Origin of the sequence: Agathobaculum sp. Marseille-P7918, from assembly GCF_900625105.1 — a bacterium.
GTDB lineage: Bacteria > Bacillota > Clostridia > Oscillospirales > Butyricicoccaceae > Agathobaculum.
Genome location: NZ_UYYD01000002.1, coordinates 224,328 through 239,190 on the forward strand (window position 1 = coordinate 224,328; position 14,863 = coordinate 239,190).

Sequence of the window (14,863 nt, forward strand, 5' to 3'; positions counted from 1 at the left end):
AACTCCTTTACAGGCATTGCAGATATTGGCCATACAACGTTTTATCCAGATCGGACGCATGGCGCAGCAGCGTCTGGCGGCTGATGTACCCGCGCTGATACGCGATCTCTTCCAGACAGGCAATATAGCGGCCGGTTTCATCCTGCACACGCTTGACCTCCTGCGCGGAATCGAGCAGGTTTTCCGCCGTGCCGGCATCCAGCCAGACGAAGTCCTTGTCCAGCTTGACCACGCGCAGCGCACCGCGGCGCAGGTACTCCAGATTGACGTCCGTGATCTCCAGCTCGCCGCGCGCCGACGGCTTGAGGTTATGCGCGATCTCCATGACCGTATTGTCATAGAAATACAGGCCGGGCACGATATAGTTGGACTTGGGGTACCGCGGTTTTTCCTCGATGGAAACCGCGCGGCCCTCTTCGTCGAACTCGACCACGCCGAACGCCCGCGGATCGTCCACATAATATCCGAACACACAAGCGCCCTGCCCCCAGCTCAGCGCCTGCTGCAGATAGGATTCAAAATCCGGGGAATAGAAGATATTATCGCCCAGCACCAGACAAACATCATCCTCGCCGATGAACTGCTCACCGATGAGCAGCGCGTCCGCGATGCCGCGCGCCACTTCCTGCACCTCATAGGTGATGTCCACGCCGAAGCGGCCGCCCGAACCAAGCAAACGATAAAACGGGCCTTCCTCTCCGGGCGGAATGATGATCAGGATGTCGCGGATGCCCGCCTGCAGCAGCACCGCCAGCGGGTAATAGATCATCGGCTTGTCGTACACCGGCAGCAGCGGTTTGCACACCGGTCGCGTCATCGGATACAGGCGCGAGCCTTTGCCTGCGGCAAGAATAATTCCTTTCATATGGTTTTCCTCTATCTTTGTTTTGTATTGCGAAACCATTATAGCACATTTCCCCGCGAGTTGCCATAGGAAAATGGCCAAATCCCGCACAGCCGGTCGGGATTTCGCCCGCTTTGGGCGCGGCCCAAAATGCGAAGCGGCAGTCCGCGCAGGCGGGCCGCCGCTGTCGCCGGATCGTTATTCGGTATACGGCGCATCCGTGTCAATGACCACGGTCTGCGAAGCGCTGTCCCACTGCACGCCGAAGTCCAGCGCCGCGCCCAGATCGCGCAGCTTGAAGTAGTTGTTGCCGCCGATCTCATAAGCGGTCAGGTCGAGCGCCTTGCCGCCCAGATAGACCGAAGCCTCGGTCAGCGCAGCCGGCCGGCTGCCCGCCGGAAGGGCTGCCAGTTCGCCGCCGACCGGCGTGTACGATGCGCCGTCGGTCAGGTCGATGCGCTGCTCCACACCGTTCCAGGCGACCTCGAACTGCGCCGCCGTACCGGACAGCGCCTGCGCCAGATCGCGCAGCTTGAAGTAGTTGTTGCCGCCGATCTCATAGGCCGCCAGCGACACCGACTTGCCGTCGATCGTAACCTTGTGCGCGGAGACCGCCGCCGTCGGATTGGTCAGCGCGCGCAGCGCGGTGATGGTCTGCTGCACCGTGCCCCGCACGTTTTGCTGCTCCAACGGGATATTCCAATAGGTGTAATCCAGTTTTGTCATGCCCGCGGTCAGCTGCTCCAACGCGGCCTGGAGCGCCTCCGAGGACACCGACTGCCCGTTGACCGTGCACAGATGCGCGCCCCAAGTGCCGTCCGGATTTTCCCCGATCGCGTCCGTATAGGTCAGCGCAGCCACCATTTGGCCGCCCTGTTTGGTCAGATACCGCACCTCGCCGCCGTTCATCACCTCATGGCCGTCCACCAGATACGCCTTGTCCGCATCGACATACAGCAGCGTGGTCGGCGAGACGTCCGTGCCGAAGTTACTCACCTGCCGGGGGATCTCCAGATCGACCAGCGCGCCGTCATAGGTGTACAAATGCTGGCCGCTATAGCTGCCGCAGTAGAGTTCGGGCGTGCCGTCGCCATCAAAATCCACCAGCTGCGCCAGCGACAGCCCCTGCCACATGCCGCTCAGCGGGCTGCCTTGCGGCGCCGTCCATGCCGTGCCGTACGTTTGCTGCAGCTGCACGATCGCGTCCAGATACGCCCGCGCCCCCTTTGGCGTCAGGTTCCCCGTGCCCGCAGCTCCCGCTGCGCCCAGACACAGCGCGCCCGTCAGCACGGCACACAACAGTCGTTTCCCACATTTTCGCATAAGGCATCCTCCTTTTTGCCGGCGTTCCGCCGTCTGTTCTGCTTTCAGTATACTGTGCCGCCCCACCGCTGTCAAGACATGCATCCCCCGTGCGAAAATCCGCGCATACCGACATAAACGCGCCAAAATTGCCAGTTTTGCGCGCGTATTTCACGCGAATTTTGATGATAACACAGGTGGAAAACCTACCGGAAAGCGGGTATAATATATCTGTATGAAAATTATCCGCAGATGGAGGAATAGATATGGTTCGTAACGATTTGCGCAACATCGCCATCATTGCACACGTTGACCACGGCAAAACGACGCTGGTCGACCAGATGCTCAAGCAGGCGGGCGCATTCCGTGAAAATCAGGTGGTGGAGGAGCGCGTCATGGACTCGGGCGACATCGAGCGTGAGCGCGGCATCACCATTCTGGCAAAAAACACTTCGGTACATTACAAGGGCGTCAAGATCAACATCGTCGATACCCCGGGCCACGCGGACTTTTCCGGCGAGGTCGAGCGTATCCTCAAGATGGTGGACGGCGTTGTGCTGCTGGTCGATGCGGCGGAAGGCCCGATGCCCCAGACCCGTTTCGTCCTCCAGAAGGCGCTGGAATTCGGCCATAAGATCATCATTGCGATCAACAAGATTGACCGTCCGGACGCACGCCTCAACGAGATCGGCGACGAGGTCCTCGAGCTGCTGCTGAACCTCGACGCATCCGACGAGCAGCTGGACAGCCCGATCGTTTACTGCTCGGGCCGCGCCGGCACCGCGTCCATGTCCCCGAACGTGCCGGGCACCGACCTGACCCCGCTGTTCGAGCAGATCCTCGAGCACATCCCGGCGCCGCATGTCGATACCGAAGGCCCGACCCAGATGCTGGTCTCCTCGATCGACTACAACGAGTACGTCGGCCGCATCGGCATCGGCCGCATCGAGCGCGGCTCGATGAAGGTCGGCCAGCAGGTCATGGTCTGCGACTACCACGGCTCCACCCAGCCGTATAACGCCAAGGTCGTCACGCTGTACACGATCGAAGAACTCGACCGCCAGCCGGTGGACGAAGCCAAGGCGGGCGAGATCGTGTGCTTCTCGGGCATTGAGAACGTCACCATCGGCGAGACCCTGTGCGACCCCGAGCACGTCGAGCCGCTGCCCTTTGTCAAGATCTCCGAGCCGACGGTCGAGATGACCTTCTCGGTCAACGATTCGCCGTTTGCCGGCAAGGAAGGCAAGTTCGTCACCTCGCGTCACCTGCGTGAGCGCCTGTTCCGCGAGCTTTTGAAGGACGTGTCCCTGCGCGTCAACGAGACCGACACGACCGATTCCTTCCGCGTGTGCGGCCGCGGCGAAATGCATCTGTCCATCCTGATCGAAAACCTGCGCCGCGAAGGCTATGAGTTCCAGGTCGGCGCACCCAAGGCGCTGTTCAAGGAAATCGACGGCAAGAAATGCGAGCCGATCGAGCGCATGATCGCGGACGTACCGCAGGACGCAGTGGGCGCGATCATGGAGAAGATGGGCAGCCGCAAGGGCGAACTGGTCTCCATGAACCCCAAGGGCTCGGACCGCATGCGCCTCGAGTTCCTGATCCCGGCGCGCGGCCTGTTCGGCTACCGCACCGAATTCCTGACCGACACCAAGGGCGAAGGCGTCCTGTCCTCGGTCTTCCACAGCTATCAGCCGTACAAGGGCGAGATCCAGAAGCGCACCACCGGCTCGCTGATCGCGTTTGAGACGGGCGAAGCCGTCGGCTACGGCCTGTTCAACGCGCAGGAGCGCGGCCCGCTGTTCATCGGCCCGGGCACGCAGGTATACGAAGGCATGGTCATCGGTGAGAACCCGCGCGGCGAAGATATGGCGGTCAACGTCTGCAAGAAAAAGCAGCTGACCAACATGCGTGCTGCCGGTTCGGACGATGCGCTGCGCCTGATCCCGCCGCGCCAGATGTCGATCGAAGCGGCGCTCGAGTTCATCTCGGACGACGAGCTGCTCGAAATCACGCCCAAGAGCATCCGCATCCGCAAAAAGATCCTGTCCAACACCGAGCGTCTGAAAAAGACCAAGGGCGGCAAAAAGTAAGTCCATTTTTTCACCATAAAGGAGTATTCCCATGTCTGTTAAAGAAGTACTGCACACCGATCTCGCACCCGCAGCTGTTGGCCCGTATTCGCAGGCCATCGCGGCAAGCCGCATGATCTTCACCTCGGGCCAGATCCCGATCAACCCCGCGACCGGCAAGATCGAGGCCACCACCATCGAGGAGCAGACCGAGCAGGTCATGCAGAACCTGCGCTGCGTGCTCGCCGAGGGCGGCGTGTCGTTTGACCGCGTCATCAAGACCACCTGCTTCCTGGCCGATATGAACGACTTTGCAGCGTTCAACGGCGTTTACGGCAAGTATTTCCCCGAAGGCGCACCGGCGCGCTCCTGCGTACAGGTTGCGGCGCTGCCGATGGGCGCAAAGGTCGAGGTTGAGGTCATCGCGGTTCAGGGCTGATGGAGTCTATCAGGCCCGGCCGCTACCGCCACTTCAAGGGCAACGAGTACGAGGTACTCGGCACCGCGCGCCACTCGGAGACGGACGAGACCATGGTCGTCTACCGCGCGCTGTACGGTGAGCACGGCCTGTGGGTGCGTCCCGCTGCGATGTGGAACGAGACCGTCGAACGGGACGGCTACTGCGGCCCACGCTTCCGGTATATCGGCGAATAAAAAAGAGGACGGAAATTCCGTCCTCTTTTTTTGCATCAAGCCCTCTCTTGCCGCCCATCCGATCACAGGCAGCCCGAGACGCACCGCCGTCCACCAAACCGAAAAAGTTCCGCGGCATTTGTAGCGATCTGCCGCCCTGCGGCGTATTCTCAGTGAAAGGAGGCGGGAGCACATGACAGACAAAACACCGGAACAGCTGATCCGCACCTACGGCGCTACGGTTTACCGGCTGGCCTACGCCCAGACGCGCAGCCGCCACGACGCGGACGACATTTTTCAGGAAGTGTTTCTGCGCGTGACGCAGCACCATCCGGTCTTCGACAGCGAAGCCCACGAAAAGGCGTGGCTGCTGCGTGTGACGCTCAACTGTCTGAAAAGCCATTGGCGCGCAGCCTGGCGGCGGCATGACGTGCCGCTCGACGAGCGCATCCCGTTCCCCGCACCCGAGGAAAACGCGCTGGACGAGGCGCTGCGGCAGCTGGCGCCCAAGTACCGCGCCGCGGTGCATCTGTTCTACTTTGAAGGCTATTCCGCCGAGGAGATCGCACGCATGACGGGCGAAAAGCCGTCCGCCATCCGCACGCGGCTGACCCGCGCCCGCGCGCAGCTCCGCGACCTGCTGAAAGGAGAGGACGACGATGAACTTTGAGCAAACCTATCGCAGCATGCAGACACCAATCACGCCGTCGGATGCGCTGGTAAGCGACACCCTGTCGCGCATGCACCAGCGGCAGCGCCCCAAACGCCGCCTGCGGCGCGGCATCGCTGTGGCGCTTGTCGCCGCGGTCGCGTTAGGCGGCACCGCAGCCGCCCTCCAAGCCACCGGCCAGCTGCCGGCACTGTACACCGCGGTATCCCGCTTTCTGTCCCCCGTGAAGCAGGCCTGCACCGAGCAGGGCATCACGATGCAGGTGGAATCCGCCTATCTGGAAGGCCACACGGCCTGTGTGGTGTTCACCGTGCAGGACACACAGGGCGATCGTCTCGCGGCCGATGACCTGCTGCTGGATGGATACCGGATCGACGGCTGGACCATGGGCAGCGGCAGCTATCGGCTGCTGGACTGGGACGAAAAGACGCAAACCGCAACCTTTTTTGCGGAGTTTTCCGTGCTGAACCGCACGCTTGACGCTGCGGAGCCGCTGACCTTTTCGGTGGATACGCTCACGCCGGTCCTGTCCAGCTATGACGGCGAAAAGCTGCCGGTTTCCCTGTCCAATCTGCCGGGCAGCGCCGCCGTGCAATCTCATGTATTGAGCGACTGCTTCCTGCCGGACGGCGGCGAAGCACCGGAGAGCTACGCCTTCCTCGCCCCGCAGACGCCGCTCTGGCAAAGCGAGGACGGACTGTTCTCCGTGTCCGCCGTTTACCAAAATGGGCAGCTGCATTTGCAGCTTCGCACCGAGCAGGCGGACGGCGCCAACGGCATTCTGGAACTGCTGGATGCGGATGGGCAGCCGGTTGCGGCCCACGCATCTTACAGCTATTCGGACAGCGGCCTGTACTGCCGGGAAGCGATCTATGCCATTCAGCCGGATGTGCTATCCGGTTGCACGCCGGTGCTTTATGGCTCGGTGGACGGTACTGCCATCCAAGGCGGCTGGCGCGTCACATTCCAGCTCGACGGCTGAGCGCAGGCGCAAACGAAAAAAAGGCTTCGAAACCTTACGGTTCCGAAGCCTTCTCTCTGCTTTACAGCAAATTAGTTCTGGTGCTCCTCGATGTACTTGACAATGTCACCGATGGTGCTCATCTGGGTCGCCTCTTCGTCGGAGATCGTTACGCCGAAGTTCTCCTCGAGGTCCATCATCAGCTCAACAACGTCCAGAGAGTCCGCGTTCAGATCTTCCTTTACCTTGGTATCCATGGTCATGGTGGAAGCGTCGGCGTCGAACTTGTCAGCCAGAATCTCGCATACCTTTTCAAACATGGGATTTACACTCCTTCATTTTGATCTTGATTTATTGTTCTGAAAATTCCGATCTTACGGAACTTTTCATACCGTTTTTGCAGCATCGTATCCATATCCGGCTCGGCTGCCAGCTCTGCGAGCTGGTCGCGCAGCGCGCGGCCCACGTTGCGGATGAGCTGGGCGTTTGTCTGCCCTTCCGGGATGATGCCCTCGATCATGCCGAAATTATACAGGTCCTGCGCGGTGATGCGCAGGGTGTCGGCGGCTTCCGCTTCGCGCGAGGGGTCCTTCCACAGGATGGACGCGCAGCCGCGCGGCGAAATGACCGAATACAGCGCGTTTTCCAGCATGAGCACACGGTCGGCCACAGCCAGCGCCAGTGCGCCGCCCGAACCGCCTTCGCCCGTGACAATCGAAATCACCGGCGTGCGCAGTTCGATGAACTCATACAGACTGCGGGCGATCGCCTCGCCCTGTCCGCGCTCCTCCGCGCCCACGCCCGGGAATGCGCCGGTCGTATCGACCAGATTGATGACCGGACGGTGGAATTTCTCGGCCTGATGCGCGAGTCTGAGCGCCTTGCGGTAGCCTTCGGGGTTGGCCATGCCAAAATTGGCGGCCATCTTTTCCTCGGTCGTCTTGCCCTTACGGTGGCCGATGACGGTCACCGGCGTGCCGTTAAACAGGCCAATGCCCGCGCAGATCGCATGGTCCTCGCCGAAATAGCGGTCGCCGTGCAGCTCGACAAAGTCGGTGAACAGCTCGTCGATATAATCCTCGATCTGCGGACGCTTGGGGTCATGGATGATGCGCATTTTTTCACTTGCAGGTTTATTCGCCATAGTGCCACACCTGCCGTTTCTTCGGTTTGGGCTGCCGATGGAGTTTGAGAAGCGTCTCCAGCGTGCCCTTGAGCTTGTTGCGCGGAACTATTTTATCACAAAAACCGTGCGAAAGCAAGAACTCGGACGACTGAAAGTCCTCCGGCAGCGTTTCGCCGATCGTGCCCTCGATGACGCGCCGTCCGGCAAAGCCGACCGTCGTGCGCGGCTCGGCGAGGATGATGTCGCCCAGCATGGCAAACGACGCGGTCACGCCGCCGGTGGTCGGATCGGTCAGCACGGTGATATACAGCAGCCCTGCGTCCGAATGCCGGCGCGCCGCGGCCGAAACCTTGGCCATTTGCAGCAGGGAGAACATGCCTTCCTGCATGCGCGCGCCGCCCGAACAGGTGAACAGCACCACGGGCAGGCCCTTTTCGGTGGCATATTCAAACAGGCGGGTCAGCTTTTCGCCCACGACCGAGCCCATGGACGCCATCATAAAGTGGCTGTCCATCACGCCAATGCAGGTTTCCACCCCGCCGATGCGGCACACACCGGTCTTGACCGCGTCCGGCATGCCGACCTTTTCGGCCAGCTGCGCCGTCTTTTCCGCATAACCCGGAAAGTCGATCGGGTCGGCAGGCGCCAGATCGGCATACAGCTCCATAAAGCTGTCCTTATCCGCGATCTGACGGATGCGCGTGCGCGCGAGCAGCCGCCCGTAACGGCCGCAATGCGGGCACACATACAGATTTTTACCATAGGCATAGGCTTTCAGCTCCGCGCCGCAGCCTTTGCACTTGACCACCTTGACGCCCGTTTGCTCCTGCGGTTTCATCTCCATCGAGGTTTCCCGCGTTTTCTGGAATAAATCGAGCAGCATGGCGCTCCCTCCCCTCTTTTATCGATCAAAATCGCCGTTTGCGATCGAATTGACATTGAACTCCGCGTCCTCAAACGCCTTGGAACGCAGAATATGCATCTGATAGTCCGTGCCGGTCACAACGCCTTCGAACAGCGTCTCGGCCAGTGCGCGGCGCATGCGGGCAATGGCCTGCTGGCGGTCCGCGCCGTAGACGATCAGCTTGCCGATCATGGAATCATAGAACGGCGGGATTTTATAGCCCTGATAAGCCGCCGTATCCATGCGCACACCCGGTCCGCCCGGCAGGTGCATGGACACCAGCGTGCCCGGGCAGGGCGCGAAGTCGCGCGACGGGTCCTCCGCGTTGATGCGGCACTCGATCGCGTGGCCGCGCAGCTCCAAATCGTCCTGCGTGAAGGACAGCGGCTCGCCCGCCGCCACACGGATCTGCTCGCACACGAGATCGACGCCCGTCACCTGCTCGGTGACCGGATGCTCGACCTGGATGCGGGTGTTCATCTCGCAGAAATAGAAGTTGCGGTCGCTGTCAACCAGGAATTCGATCGTGCCCGCGTTGCGGTAGCCCACGCGCTTGGCCAGATCGACCGCCGCCTTGGTCATTTTCTCGCGCAGCTCGGGCGTGACGAAGGCCGACGGGCTTTCCTCGATCAGCTTCTGGTGGCGGCGCTGCACCGAGCACTCGCGCTCGAACAGGTGCACCACGTTGCCGAAGCTGTCGCCCAGGATCTGCACCTCGATATGGCGCGGATTCTCGATATATTTTTCCATGTACAGGCGGCCGTCGCCGAAGTTTGCAACCGCTTCCGCCGCCGCGCTGTCATACGCATCCTTGAGTTCGCGCACGCTCTGCGCCACGCGGATGCCCTTGCCGCCGCCGCCGGACGCCGCCTTGAGCATGACCGGATAGCCGATGCGCTCGGCTTCGGACAGCGCCTCGTCAAAGTCGCGCAGCGGGCCGTCCGTGCCCAGTGCGACCGGCACGCCGGCCGCAATCGCGTTGCGCTTGGCCTCGGACTTGTCGCCCATCAGGCGGATGGTCGCGGCGGTCGGGCCGATGAAAGCCAGACCGGCCTGCGTCGTGCGCTCGGCAAAATCCGGGTTTTCGGACAAAAAGCCGAAGCCCGGGTGGATCGCCTGACAGCCCGACGCGAGCGCCGCCGAGATAATGTTGTCCATATTCAGATAGCTGTCCGCCGCGCGGGCCGGGCCGATGCACACCGCTTCGTCCGCGATCTGCGCGTGCAGCGCCTCGCGGTCGGCCTCGGAATACACGGCAACCGCGATCACGCCCAGATCGCGGCAAGCCTGAATGATGCGGACCGCGATTTCGCCGCGGTTCGCGATGAGTACCTTTTGAAACATGTTCTTCCCCGCCTCAGTCCATGATGACCATGCACTTGATCTCCGCCTCGGCAGCCTTCTGGTCGCCCACCCAGGCAACGCCCTCGGCTACCGCCATCGGGCCGCGGCGCTTGGTGAACTTGACTTCCAGACGCAGCGTATCGCCCGGCTTTGCCATCGCGCGGAACTTGGCCTTGTCGATGCCGGTGTACACCGCGGTCTTGCCCTTGAACTCGGGCATGCTCAGCAGCGCCACGCCGCCGGCCTGCGCCAGCGCTTCCAGACGGAACACCGCGGGCATGATCGGGTTGCCCGGGAAGTGCCCCTGGAAGAAAAACTCGTCGCCCGTCAGGTGCAGCGTGCCGACCACATGCTCCTCATCCATTTCGAGAATCTCATCGACCAGCAGCATGGGCGGGCGGTGGGGCAGGATCTCCATGATCTGTTCTTTATTCAGCATATATCTTATACCTCTTTCCCAGCAAGCGCAAGCAATTTCGTCAATCGAGCGCTTTTTTATTCAAGATAGGGGGCTTGATGCAAGCCCCCTTCCCTCATTCAATAATGACAACCGTCTGGTTATACTCGACCATATCGCCCGGCTGCGCCAGAATGCGCACAACCGTACCGTCGCACGGGGCCTTGATCTCGTTCATCGTCTTCATCGCTTCGATGATGAACAGCGTGTCGCCCTCCTTGACCTTCTGGCCGACCAGCACAAACGGCGGCGCATCCGGTGCGGGAGACGAATAGAACGTGCCCACCAGCGGGCTCTTGACCGGCGTGCCCTCGGGCTGCTCTTCGGCAGCCGGCGCGGCGGAAGCAGTTTCGCCCGCAGCAGCGGCTGCGGCCGGTGCTGCGGCAACCGGTGCAGCTGCGACCGGAACCACCGGCGCCGGCGGCGCGGACTTGATCTTGATCTTGACGTCGTCCAGCTCCAGCTCGACTTCGCCCAAGCCATGTGCTTTGAGCGCGTCCATCAGCTCGACGGCGACGTCCTTGAGTTCCTTGATATCCATATCTTACACCTTCTTAATCAGGATGCAGGCATTGTGCCCGCCAAAGCCCAGCGCGTTGGAGATGGCGACGTTCACCGGCATCTCGACCGCCTTGTTCGGCGTTACGTCCAGATCGCACTCCGGATCGGGCTCCTGATAGCCGATGGTCGGCGGGATCACGCCGTCGCGGATCGCCATGACGCAGGCGATCGCCTCGACCGCCGCCGCGCCGCCGAGCAGGTGGCCGGTCATCGACTTGGTCGAGGAAACCTTGACCTTGTGCGCCAGATCACCGAACGCCTTCTTGATGGCGATCGTCTCATACTTCTCGTTGAGCTGGGTGGACGTGCCGTGCGCGTTGATGTAATCCACGTCCGCCGGGGTCAGGCCCGCGTCCGTGATCGCGCCCAGGATCGCGCGGGAGGCCGCTTCGCCGTCCGGCGAGGGGCTGGTGATGTGGTACGCATCGCCCGATGCGCCGTAGCCCGCGACTTCGGCCAGGATGGTCGCGCCGCGCGCCTGGGCGTGCGTCAGGCTCTCGAGCACGAGGCAGCCCGCGCCTTCACCCATGACGAAGCCCGAACGGCGTGCGTCAAACGGAATGGACGCACAGGTCGGGTCGTCGCCCGTGTGCACAGCCTTCATATTCTGGAAGCCCGCCATCGAGATCGGGATGATGCCGTTCTCGGTGCCGCCGCACAGCACAACGTCCTGATAGCCATGGCGGATCGCACGCATCGCTTCGCCGATCGAATGGTTACCGGTTGCGCAGGCGGAAACCGGGCAGAAATTCTCGCCCTTGAAGCCAAAGCGCATGGAAATATACGCCGCCGCCATGTTGGCGATCATCTCGGGGATGCACAGCGGGGACACGCGGCCCGGGCCCTTTTCCAGCAGCTTGGGGATCTCCAACTCGGCAACATGCAGGCCGCCCACGCCCGAGCCGTAAATCACGCCCGTGCGGTAGGGGTCAAAATTGCCTTCCTTGAGGCCGGCCTGATCGACTGCCTGCTGCGCAGCCGCCAGCGCAAAGTGGCAGTTGAGATCCATGCGGCGTGCTTCGCGCTTGTCCACATACTGGGTCACGTCAAAGTCCTTGACCTCTGCGGCCAGCTTGACCTTATAATTGGTCACGTCGAACTTGGTGATCGGTCCAATGCCGCATTTACCCGCCTTCAGCGACTCCCAAAAGGTTTTCACGTCATTGCCAACCGGCGTGATCGCGCCCATACCGGTGATGACTACTCGTTCCATCAAAGCATCTCCTTTTCCCTCATACACCCTGCGGCCAACTCCTGCCGCGAAATATTCCTCAGATCATGCCGCCGTCGGCCACGATGACCTGACCGGTGACATAGCTTGCCGCATCCGAAGCCAGGAACGCGACCACGCCCGCGATCTCCTCGGGCTTGCCGAAGCGGCCGAGCGAGATCTGCTTGACCGCGCCTTCCTTGATGGCGTCCGGCAGGCCCTGCGTCATATCCGTATCGATAAAACCGGGGGCGACCGCATTGACCGTGATGCCGCGCGCGCCGAGCTCCTTGCTGGCGGTCTTGGTCATGCCGATCAGGCCCGCCTTGGCTGCGGAATAGTTGATCTGTCCCGGGTTGCCCACAATGCCGGCAACCGAAGCAATATTGACGATACGGCCCTGCTTGGCGCGCATCATCATCGCGCCGCACTGGCTGATCATATTGAACGCGCCCTTGAGGTTGGTGCGGATGACCGCGTCAAACTGGTCCTCCTTCATGCGGACCATCAAGCCGTCGCGCGTGATGCCCGCGTTGTTGACCAGAATATAGGGCACGCCCATTTCTTCCTTAATTTCCTTGAGCGCTTTGCCGCAGGCTTCGTAATCCGCTACGTCCCACTGCTTGACAACAGCCTTGACGCCGTGCGCGCGGCACTTTTCCGCGACCGCCTCAGCCTTTTCGACCGAAGAGGCGCAGTTGATGACGATATCATGGCCGTCTGCGGCCAGCTTTTCCGAAATGGCCGCGCCGATGCCGCGCGAGCCGCCGGTTACGATTGCAATTCCCATCGTTTTTCTCCTTATTCAAAACGCTTGTACGCGTTTTTCATCAGCTGTTCGGCATCGTCCGTCATGCTGCGGATGATATCCGCGCACGGACGCAGCTCCTTGATCATGCCCGCGATCTGGCCGGACATGAAGGTGCCTTCCTCGTAGTTGCCGTCCTGCACCGCCTTGCGCAGCGAGCCTGCGGTTGCGGTTTCCAGCTCTTCGAGCGACTGCTCGGTGCCGATCTTCTCCAGCTCGAGGCACTTGCGCGCCATCGGGGTCTTGAGCGAGCGCACCGGATGGCCGGACGGACGGCCGGTGACAACGGTCGAGATATCGGTCGCCTTGAGGACCAGCTCCTTATACTTATCCGAAATATAGCACTCGTTGGAGGCGAGGAACACGGTGCCGCACTGCACGCCCTCGGCGCCCAACAGGAACGCCGCCGCCATGCCGCGGCCGTCCGCGATACCGCCCGCCGCGATGACCGGGATGCTCAGCGCATCCACCACCTGCGGCACGAGCGGCATGGTCGTCAGCTCGCCGATGTGGCCGCCACCCTCCATGCCTTCCGCGATGACGGCGTCCGCGCCCGCGCGCTCCATGCGCTTGGCCAGTGCAACCGACGCGACGACCGGCATGACCTTGATGCCGGCTTCCTTCCACTTGGCCATGTACTTGCCCGGATTGCCCGCGCCCGTGGTCAGCACTTCGATCTTTTCGTCGATGGCCAGCTGCGCGAGGTCGTCCGCGTTCGGGGAGAGCAGCATGATGTTCATGCCGAGCGGCTTGTCCGTGATCTCACGGGCCTTGCGGATCTCGTCACGGATGTAATCCACCGGAGCCGCGCCGCCTGCAATGATACCAAGGCCGCCCGCCTTGGAAACCGCAGCGGCGAGGTGATGCTCCGCAACCCACGCCATTGCGCCCTGCACAACCGGATACTCGATACCGAGCAATTCTGTAATCTTGGTTTTCATTGAACTCTCTCCTTTACAGTTTCAGTACAAACGCACCATAGGTCAGGCCGCCGCCGAACCCGGTGCACACAATGGTCTGCCCTGCTTGCAGCAAACCGTTTTTCCGCATTTCATCCAGACAAATCGGTACGGAAGCCGACGAAGTGTTGCCGAAGCGGTCCATATTGACATAGACCTTTTCCTTCGGCAGGTGATAGCGCTTGGCGATCACGTCGAGGATGCGCAGGTTGGCCTGATGCGGCACCACCCAGTCGATCTCGTCCGCCGACACATTCGCGCGCTGCAGCGCGGTGTCGATCGCCAGCGGCACCGCGCGCGCGGTGAAGCGCACGACCGCCGCGCCCTGCATTTTAAGGAAGCGCGCCTTGGGATCGACCGGACGCTCAGCCGCGAACGGGTCTTCGACCGGCAGCGCCTCCATATAAAGGTAATCCGAACCCGAGCCGTCCGCCGCGATAAAGGTGGACTGGATGCCGACGTTCTCGTTCTCGGTGGCGCGGTAAACCGCCGCGGCTGCGCCGTCGCCGAACAGGATGCAGGTCGAGCGATCGGTGTAGTCCGTGATGCGGTGCAGCGTCTCAGCCGAGACGACCAGCACGGTCTTTGCCTTGCCCGCCTTGATGAAGCTGTCCGCGATGTCGGTGGCGGAAACGAAGCCCGCGCAGGCGTTGTTGATGTCGATCGCGCCCACCTGCCGCGCGCCCAGCTTGTCCTGCAGGACGCTTGCGGTGTTCGGGGTGTTGGTATCCGGCGTGCAGGTGCTGACCAGAATCAGGTCAATCTCCTCGGCCGAGATGCCCGCGTCCGCCAGCGCGTTCTGCGCCGCGCCGAGGGCGAGCTCCCAGGTGTGGGTGTTCTTGGCAATGCGGCGTTCGCGCACGCCCGTGCGCTTGACGATCCATTCGTCATTGGTGTCCACCATGGTTTCGAGCATTGCGTTGGTCAAAACAAAATCCGGAATGCACGAACCCGTGCCGATCAGTTGGCTGTTGATGATTTCCACGCTCCCCAAAAGTTCAAATCGCTCTCC

General features: G+C 61.8%; 17 protein-coding genes. 5 read left to right on the plus strand and 12 right to left on the minus strand.

The window, feature by feature from the left end:
- Positions 1–7 precede the first annotated feature (7 nt).
- Both rfbA and EJL02_RS04590 read right to left on the minus strand, forming a co-directional pair.
- Positions 8–865 carry a glucose-1-phosphate thymidylyltransferase RfbA gene (rfbA, locus tag EJL02_RS04585; RefSeq protein WP_125115234.1) on the minus strand — a complete coding sequence of 286 codons (858 nt, stop codon included), beginning with the start codon at positions 863–865 and terminating at the stop codon, positions 8–10.
- A gap of 177 nt (positions 866–1,042) precedes the next feature.
- Positions 1,043–2,167, minus strand: a complete 1,125-nt coding sequence (locus tag EJL02_RS04590; RefSeq protein WP_164510289.1) for a stalk domain-containing protein — start codon at positions 2,165–2,167, stop codon at positions 1,043–1,045.
- A gap of 245 nt (positions 2,168–2,412) precedes the next feature.
- Between EJL02_RS04590 and typA the strand changes: the two genes are divergently transcribed.
- The 5 genes from typA (at position 2,413) to EJL02_RS04615 (ending at position 6,503) form a co-directional block, all read left to right on the plus strand.
- Complete coding sequence (gene typA, locus EJL02_RS04595) at positions 2,413–4,239, plus strand: translational GTPase TypA (protein WP_125115236.1); 1,827 nt, start codon at positions 2,413–2,415, stop codon at positions 4,237–4,239.
- A gap of 31 nt (positions 4,240–4,270) precedes the next feature.
- On the plus strand, positions 4,271–4,657 hold the full coding sequence (locus EJL02_RS04600) for a RidA family protein (RefSeq protein ID WP_125115237.1): 387 nt from the start codon (positions 4,271–4,273) through the stop codon (positions 4,655–4,657).
- Entirely contained in the window at positions 4,657–4,872 is a 216-nt protein-coding gene (locus tag EJL02_RS04605; protein ID WP_125115238.1) for a DUF1653 domain-containing protein, read from the plus strand. The genes EJL02_RS04600 and EJL02_RS04605 overlap by 1 nt, the downstream gene beginning before the upstream one ends.
- A 172-nt stretch (positions 4,873–5,044) precedes the next feature.
- Positions 5,045–5,521 (plus strand): RNA polymerase sigma factor, encoded by a 477-nt coding sequence (locus EJL02_RS04610; RefSeq protein ID WP_125115239.1) that lies wholly within the window; start codon positions 5,045–5,047, stop codon positions 5,519–5,521.
- On the plus strand, positions 5,511–6,503 hold the full coding sequence (locus tag EJL02_RS04615; RefSeq protein ID WP_125115240.1) for a hypothetical protein: 993 nt from the start codon (positions 5,511–5,513) through the stop codon (positions 6,501–6,503). Before EJL02_RS04610 ends, EJL02_RS04615 begins: the two co-directional genes overlap by 11 nt.
- Before the next feature lie 71 nt (positions 6,504–6,574).
- On the opposite strand, the gene acpP is transcribed toward EJL02_RS04615, so the two are convergent.
- From acpP to EJL02_RS04665, 10 genes are all read right to left on the minus strand, one after another.
- Entirely contained in the window at positions 6,575–6,802 is a 228-nt protein-coding gene (gene acpP / locus EJL02_RS04620) for an acyl carrier protein (RefSeq protein WP_125115241.1), read from the minus strand.
- A 5-nt stretch (positions 6,803–6,807) separates the two neighbouring features.
- Positions 6,808–7,626, minus strand: a complete 819-nt coding sequence (locus tag EJL02_RS04625) for an acetyl-CoA carboxylase carboxyltransferase subunit alpha (RefSeq protein ID WP_125115242.1) — start codon at positions 7,624–7,626, stop codon at positions 6,808–6,810.
- Complete coding sequence (gene accD / locus EJL02_RS04630) at positions 7,616–8,491, minus strand: acetyl-CoA carboxylase, carboxyltransferase subunit beta (RefSeq protein WP_125115243.1); 876 nt, start codon at positions 8,489–8,491, stop codon at positions 7,616–7,618. The genes EJL02_RS04625 and accD overlap by 11 nt, the downstream gene beginning before the upstream one ends.
- Before the next feature lie 18 nt (positions 8,492–8,509).
- A complete protein-coding gene (gene accC / locus EJL02_RS04635; RefSeq protein ID WP_125115244.1) occupies positions 8,510–9,856 on the minus strand; it encodes an acetyl-CoA carboxylase biotin carboxylase subunit in 1,347 nt (448 codons plus the stop codon).
- A gap of 13 nt (positions 9,857–9,869) precedes the next feature.
- Positions 9,870–10,295, minus strand: a complete 426-nt coding sequence (gene fabZ, locus EJL02_RS04640) for a 3-hydroxyacyl-ACP dehydratase FabZ (protein ID WP_125115245.1) — start codon at positions 10,293–10,295, stop codon at positions 9,870–9,872.
- A 94-nt stretch (positions 10,296–10,389) separates the two neighbouring features.
- Positions 10,390–10,854 carry an acetyl-CoA carboxylase biotin carboxyl carrier protein gene (gene accB / locus EJL02_RS04645; protein WP_125115246.1) on the minus strand — a complete coding sequence of 155 codons (465 nt, stop codon included), beginning with the start codon at positions 10,852–10,854 and terminating at the stop codon, positions 10,390–10,392.
- Between the two features lie 3 nt (positions 10,855–10,857).
- The gene (gene fabF / locus EJL02_RS04650; protein ID WP_125115247.1) at positions 10,858–12,090 is read right to left on the minus strand and encodes a beta-ketoacyl-ACP synthase II; all 1,233 of its coding nucleotides are present in this window, start codon (positions 12,088–12,090) and stop codon (positions 10,858–10,860) included.
- Between the two features lie 55 nt (positions 12,091–12,145).
- The gene (gene fabG / locus EJL02_RS04655; protein WP_125115248.1) at positions 12,146–12,874 is read right to left on the minus strand and encodes a 3-oxoacyl-[acyl-carrier-protein] reductase; all 729 of its coding nucleotides are present in this window, start codon (positions 12,872–12,874) and stop codon (positions 12,146–12,148) included.
- Positions 12,875–12,885: 11 nt separating this feature from the next.
- A complete protein-coding gene (gene fabK / locus EJL02_RS04660; RefSeq protein WP_125115249.1) occupies positions 12,886–13,833 on the minus strand; it encodes an enoyl-[acyl-carrier-protein] reductase FabK in 948 nt (315 codons plus the stop codon).
- A 13-nt stretch (positions 13,834–13,846) separates the two neighbouring features.
- Complete coding sequence (locus EJL02_RS04665) at positions 13,847–14,836, minus strand: beta-ketoacyl-ACP synthase III (protein WP_243114402.1); 990 nt, start codon at positions 14,834–14,836, stop codon at positions 13,847–13,849.
- Positions 14,837–14,863: the final 27 nt, after the last annotated feature.

Coding starts and splice junctions, on each gene's coding strand:
- rfbA (WP_125115234.1), bottom strand. CDS start 865: ATGAAAGGAATTATTCTTGCCGCAGGCAAAGGCTCGCGCCTGTATCCG.
- EJL02_RS04590 (WP_164510289.1), bottom strand. CDS start 2,167: ATGCGAAAATGTGGGAAACGACTGTTGTGTGCCGTGCTGACGGGCGCG.
- typA (WP_125115236.1), top strand. CDS start 2,413: ATGGTTCGTAACGATTTGCGCAACATCGCCATCATTGCACACGTTGAC.
- EJL02_RS04600 (WP_125115237.1), top strand. CDS start 4,271: ATGTCTGTTAAAGAAGTACTGCACACCGATCTCGCACCCGCAGCTGTT.
- EJL02_RS04605 (WP_125115238.1), top strand. CDS start 4,657: ATGGAGTCTATCAGGCCCGGCCGCTACCGCCACTTCAAGGGCAACGAG.
- EJL02_RS04610 (WP_125115239.1), top strand. CDS start 5,045: ATGACAGACAAAACACCGGAACAGCTGATCCGCACCTACGGCGCTACG.
- EJL02_RS04615 (WP_125115240.1), top strand. CDS start 5,511: ATGAACTTTGAGCAAACCTATCGCAGCATGCAGACACCAATCACGCCG.
- acpP (WP_125115241.1), bottom strand. CDS start 6,802: ATGTTTGAAAAGGTATGCGAGATTCTGGCTGACAAGTTCGACGCCGAC.
- EJL02_RS04625 (WP_125115242.1), bottom strand. CDS start 7,626: ATGGCGAATAAACCTGCAAGTGAAAAAATGCGCATCATCCATGACCCC.
- accD (WP_125115243.1), bottom strand. CDS start 8,491: ATGCTGCTCGATTTATTCCAGAAAACGCGGGAAACCTCGATGGAGATG.
- accC (WP_125115244.1), bottom strand. CDS start 9,856: ATGTTTCAAAAGGTACTCATCGCGAACCGCGGCGAAATCGCGGTCCGC.
- fabZ (WP_125115245.1), bottom strand. CDS start 10,295: ATGCTGAATAAAGAACAGATCATGGAGATCCTGCCCCACCGCCCGCCC.
- accB (WP_125115246.1), bottom strand. CDS start 10,854: ATGGATATCAAGGAACTCAAGGACGTCGCCGTCGAGCTGATGGACGCG.
- fabG (WP_125115248.1), bottom strand. CDS start 12,874: ATGGGAATTGCAATCGTAACCGGCGGCTCGCGCGGCATCGGCGCGGCC.
- fabK (WP_125115249.1), bottom strand. CDS start 13,833: ATGAAAACCAAGATTACAGAATTGCTCGGTATCGAGTATCCGGTTGTG.